This is a genomic window from Cyanobium gracile UHCC 0281 (assembly GCF_034931305.1).
In the GTDB taxonomy this organism is placed as follows: domain Bacteria; phylum Cyanobacteriota; class Cyanobacteriia; order PCC-6307; family Cyanobiaceae; genus Cyanobium; species Cyanobium gracile_A.
In genome coordinates this window covers 1-4608 of the sequence record NZ_JAYGHY010000103.1, presented here as the reverse complement: position 1 = coordinate 4608, position 4608 = coordinate 1, and the positions used below count along the sequence as shown (strand labels likewise).

Annotated in this window: 3 protein-coding genes; 2 read left to right on the top strand and 1 reads right to left on the bottom strand. The window is 71.6% G+C overall.

The features are described from left to right. Positions 1 to 128 precede the first annotated feature (128 nt). Positions 129 to 836, bottom strand: a complete 708-nt coding sequence (locus VB739_RS16235; protein WP_323358052.1) for a class I SAM-dependent methyltransferase — start codon at positions 834 to 836, stop codon at positions 129 to 131. A 93-nt stretch (positions 837 to 929) separates the two neighbouring features. On the opposite strand from VB739_RS16235, the gene VB739_RS16230 reads away from it, so the two are divergent. Both VB739_RS16230 and VB739_RS16225 read left to right on the top strand, forming a co-directional pair. Further along, on the top strand, positions 930 to 3767 hold the full coding sequence (locus VB739_RS16230) for a cyclic nucleotide-binding domain-containing protein (RefSeq protein ID WP_323358051.1): 2838 nt from the start codon (positions 930 to 932) through the stop codon (positions 3765 to 3767). A gap of 6 nt (positions 3768 to 3773) precedes the next feature. Then, a partial coding sequence (locus VB739_RS16225; RefSeq protein ID WP_323358050.1) for an amidase family protein occupies positions 3774 to 4608 on the top strand: 835 nt, incomplete at its 3' end.

Below are 4608 nucleotides of genomic sequence, written 5' to 3'. Positions count from 1 at the left end.
CAATGAGCTGCTGCCGGCCTACCTGCGGATCTATAACGGCCGCAGGTGCCACATGGCCCTGGGTGGCCTCACCCCCCAGCAGCGGCTCGCTCAGTTGCAGGCATGAACAACCTGGTGGGAAATCACAGCTAGGCCGCCGTCAGCACCGCCAGGGCTTCGGCCTGGTGGTCGCCCTGCCAGAGCCATTGCCACTGCCAGCCGCAGGCCTCGGCGGCGTATCGGATGGCGTCCCGATCCGGCGGAAGGTCGAACTGGCTGAGGTGGTCGATCACCGGCTGCTGCTGCTCGGGCGCCAGCACGCCCCAGCCGCTGCGGATCCGCCCCACGTAGCGCGCCACGTAGGCCAGGCGGTCTTCCCCGGGCGGGCGGAACACGTCGGCCCACAGGAACAGGCCGTTCGGGGCCAGATGGCGGCGGCAGAGTCGCAGGAAGCGGGCCTTGTCGTCGTCGCTGAGATGGTGAATGGCGAAGGCGGAGTGGAGCAGGTCGACCGCGTCGGGCCCCGGTTCGGCTTCGGCCCAGGCCAGCAGATCCTGCTGCCGCCACTGGCAGGGGTAAGGCACCGGGCCAAGGGCGGCCGCGGCCCGGGGCAGCACCGGGGCGGAGAGGTCCACGCCCAGGTAGGAGCCCAGCGGCAGACCACGCAGCAGCGGCGCCATCACGGCCAGGTCGCCGCAGCCGAGATCCACCATGCGGGCGCGTGGTGCCCCTGCCGGCCGGGCCGCCAGCCAGGCCTTGATCGCCTGGCTCAGGGCCGCCGTCAGGGCCCGGTGCTGCATCAGGTCGTGGTCCACCACCGCCCGGTAGGTGGACCACTGGCGATCGAAGAAGTCCATCCGGTGATGTTTGCGGGCCTCGGCCTCCACCGTGAGGATGGCAGCCTCTGGCCCCCGGCACCGCCGGCCAGTCAGCTTTCGGAGGCCATCGCTATGGTCAGCGCCACTTGGGCGCAGCGGCGCGGGTCAGTAGTGACGGAACGGCGGATGCATCTGGTGCGCTGGGGGCTCACCACCGGCTGGCTGCTGATCATCCTTTCCCTGCTCTACGACCCGTTCACGCCCCGCTTCACCGAGCCCGACCACCCCTGGAGCCCCCTGCGGCTGCCGGAGTCCTGCGTGACGGTGCAGGGCCTCTGCCTGAGCGAGACCCCCTATCCCCTGGGCACCACCCTGTTCTGGGGCCTGGTGGTGCCCTCGGGGATCTTCATCCTGCTGGTGTTCGGCCATGAGCTGTGGCGGCGGATCTGCCCGCTCTCCTTCCTCTCCCAGATCCCCCGCGCCCTGGGGCTGCAGCGCCAGATCGCCAAGGTGAACCCCAAGACCGGCGAGAAGCGTCTGCAGCTGGCCAAGGTGCCGGGCGAGTCCTGGCTGGGCAAGCACTACTCCCGGCTGCAGTTTGGCTGGCTGTTCGTCGGCCTCTGCGGCCGGATTCTCTTCTTCAATGCCGACCGCCTGGTGCTGTTCGCCTGGCTCAGCTTCACGATCGTCTGTGCCATCGCCGTGGGTTGGCTCTACGGCGGCAAGAGCTGGTGCCAGTACTTCTGCCCAATGGCTCCGGTGCAGAGCGTCTTCTCCACCCCCACGGGCCTGCTGGGCAGCAAGGCCCACATGGCCAGCACGCCGATCACCCAGTCGATGTGCCGGACCGTCCTGCCCGACGGCAGTGAACAGAGCGCCTGCGTGGCCTGCCAGCAGCCCTGCATCGACATCGACGCCGAGCGCACCTACTGGGCCAAGCTGCCCAGCCCCGCCTTCGCCTTCGAGCGCTACGGCTATGTGGGCCTGGTGTTCGGCTACTTCGTCTACTACTACGTCTACGCCGGCAACTGGGACTACTACTTCTCAGGCGTCTGGCTGCGCCAGGAGGACCAGCTGGCCCAGCTGCTGCGGCCGGGCTTCTACCTGTTCGGCCAGGCGATCGATGTGCCCAAGCTGGTGGCGGTGCCCCTGTTCCTGGGGCTGTGCACCTGGCTGGGGACGGTCGCCGGCCGGGCGATCGAGTCGGCCCTGCGGAGCCGGGTGCGGCGCCGCGGCGCCGAGCCCGACCGCGAGCGGATCCGCCATCGGGTGTTCGTGGTGGCCACCTTTCTGGCGTTCAACTTCTTCTTCCTGTTCGCCGGCCGGCCGCTGCTGCTGCTCGCTCCCGACTGGGTCCAGTACCTGTTCGACGTGACCCTGGTGGCCGTCAGCACCCTCTGGCTCTACCGGGCCTGGAACCGGTCCCCCGACCTCTACGGCCGCGAGAACCTGGCCGAGCGCTTCCGCAAGCAGCTCACCCGCCTCGACCTCGACGTCGGCCGCTATCTCGATGGCCGCTCCCTCGCCGACCTGGGCAGCGAGGAGGTGTATGTGCTGGCCAAGGTGCTGCCAGGCTTCACCGGCCAGAAGCGGCTCGAGGCCTACAAGGGGGTGGTGCGGGAAGCCCTGGAGGAGGGCTTCGTCAATGCCGCCAGCAGCCTGGAGGTGCTCAAGCAGATGCGCCTCTCCCTCGGCATCAGCGACGGCGAGCACCGCCAGCTGCTCGATGAGCTCGGCGTCGAGGATCCCGGCCTGCTCGATCCCGACAGCCGCCGCAGCCTGGAGGACCAGATCCGCCTCAGCGGCTATCGCAAGTCGCTGGAGCGCCTGATGCTGGTGCAGCGCCTCGGCAGCGGCCCCGTGGCGGGCGGCCCCGATGGCGTTTCCCTGCAGGCGCTGCGGCGCGAATACGGCATCTCCTCGCTCGAGGAGGAGCGGGTGCTGGACGACCTCTCCCCCGCGGCGGCGGCGATCCACAAGCTGGAGCTGCTGCTGGGGCGGTTGCCGGCCCTCACCGACGGCTACCGGGCCCTGCACCAGAGCGCCTTGCGTCACCAGTCGGCCGTGCTGGCCCTGCTCGACGACCGGCTGCAGCTGCGCAAGGAACTGACCCTGCGGGCCATCCTCGATGGCCTCGCCACCCTCCAGGAGGATCCGGCGGTGCCGGGCCTGGTGCAGCGGCTGCAGGCCATCGCCCCGCTGGAGCTGCCAGAACTGCTGCGCCGCGAGGGCTGGGAGCGCCGCCTGCCGGCGGCCGTCGCCGAGACCCTTTCGCACCCCGGCGGCGAGGCCCCTTCCTGTTCCCTGGAGGTGCCCGTCGACGAGACCCTCAGCTTCCTGGCCAGCCTGGCCGCCGATCCCAGTCCGAAACTGGCGGCCGCCGCCCTGTTCCTGACGGCCTGCCTCGATGGTGGCCAAGCCCGGGCCCTGGCGGCCGAGCTGGGCGCGGCGGGGGCACCACCCCTGCTGCGCCAGACCGCCCAGGCGGTCGAGGCCCTCGACGGTCCCCCGGATCTGCGGGGCTTCCCGGAGCTGGAGAAGCGGGTGTTCCTGGCCACCAGCGATTTCTTCCGCCGCAGCGATGCCGACACCCTCGATGCCCTGGCCTCCCAGGCCGATGTGCGCTGCTTCGCCAAGGGCGAGCTGATCACCGAGGCGGGCGACACCTGCCGCGAACTGCTGCTGCTGATCGAGGGCATTGCCCGGGTCCATCACCGGGACGGCGAGCGCACCTGGGTGAAGGATCTCCAGCCCGGCCGGGTGCTCGATGAACTCCAGGTGCTCACCCACAGCGCCTCCGAGAGCACGATCGTGGCCGAAGCCGACGGCACCCGCCTGCTGGCCGTGCCGGTGGATTCCTTCGATGCGGTGCTGGAGCGCGATCCCGACTTCGCCCGCCGGGTGCTGGAACTGGAGAGCGGCCAGTTGCAGCGGCTGATGCGGGCCGGTGGCGCCTCCCCGGTGCGCTGAGGGGCCATGGGGTTCGGCAGGGGGTTGCTGCTCACTGGGCTGGTCCTGCCTGTCCCGTCGGCGGCCCTGGCTTCGGCAGCACCCGCGCTGGAGTCGCCCCCGTCCACCTGCGAGGCCCGGATCCGGGCGGTGCAGGCGGAGATCCTGCGCCGCAACCTGGCCACCGGCTCCGGACCGCCCCTCAACGCCTTCCAGCAGCTCAACCCCTACGCCCTCGAGCAGGCTGCCGCCCACGACCGCGCCCGGGCGGCGGGCGCCCCCGCCGGCCCCCTCGACTGCCTGCCGCTGGCGGTGAAGGACAACTTCGCCACCGCCGACCAGCCGATGGCGGCCGGATCCCTGGCCCTGCTGGGCAACCAGCCGGCGGCCGATGCCGAGGCGGTGGCCCGGCTGCGGGCCGCTGGGGCGATCGTGGTCGGCACCACCACCATGGACGAGTTCGCCTTCGGCATCCGCGGGCTGTCGGGGGCGGCGGGGCGGGTCGGCAACGCCTACGACCCCTGGCTCAGCCCCGGGGGCTCCTCCTCCGGTTCCGCCGTGGCGGTGGCGGCGGGCTTCGTGCCCCTGGCCCTCGGCAGCGACAACTGCGGCTCCCTGCGCCTGCCGGCCGTCTACAACGGCGCCGTGACCCTGCGGCCCACCCAGGGGCGCTTCTCCAGCGCCGGCCTGCTGCCGCTGGGTTTCGTCAACGGCACCCCGGGGTTGATCGCCCGCGACATGGGCCTGCTGGCCCGGGGCCTGGCGGTGCTCGATCCCACCTGGCGCTCCGCGCAGGCGGCGTCCCCGCCGGATCTGCGCGGCCGGCGGTTGGCGGTGCTGGCCAAGGCCGGCGACCAGGACC

Coding starts and splice junctions, on each gene's coding strand:
- VB739_RS16230 (WP_323358051.1), top strand. CDS start 930: ATGGTCAGCGCCACTTGGGCGCAGCGGCGCGGGTCAGTAGTGACGGAA.
- VB739_RS16235 (WP_323358052.1), bottom strand. CDS start 836: ATGGACTTCTTCGATCGCCAGTGGTCCACCTACCGGGCGGTGGTGGAC.